The 405-nt window shown below is 41.5% G+C and carries 1 pseudogene; it reads left to right on the forward strand.

Annotated features, from left to right (window positions below):
• Positions 1-5: 5 nt before the first annotated feature.
• Positions 6-405: pseudogene (locus CWB66_RS20115) on the forward strand (transposase); the annotation flags it as partial.

Genomic DNA, 405 nt, shown 5'->3' on the forward strand with positions numbered 1-405 from the left:
AAATTATGAAAAAAGCACATTTTACAGACAGTCAGATCCTCGCCATCTTAAAACAAGCAGAAAGCGGCGTGCCTATTCCTGAGCTATGCCGTGAACATGGTATGGGCAACTCAACCTTTTATAAATGGCGCGCTAAATACGGCGGCATGGATGCGTCTTTAATGACACGAATGAAAGAGCTTGAAGATGAAAATCGCCGTTTAAAGAAAATGTATGCTGAAGAGCGGCTGAAATCTGAGGTCATTCAGGAGGCAATGGCAAAAAAGTGGTAAAGGCTTCTGAGCGCAAAGTATTAGCACATGAAGTCGTTAGCACAAATAAAATGAGTATTGCCTTAGCCTGTCGTACTTTCATGATAAGTGAAACATGCTATCGCTATACGCCAAAACTGTCTGATGAAAATGA

Origin of the sequence: Pseudoalteromonas sp. S558, from assembly GCF_005886635.1 — a bacterium.
Taxonomy (GTDB): domain Bacteria; phylum Pseudomonadota; class Gammaproteobacteria; order Enterobacterales; family Alteromonadaceae; genus Pseudoalteromonas; species Pseudoalteromonas aliena.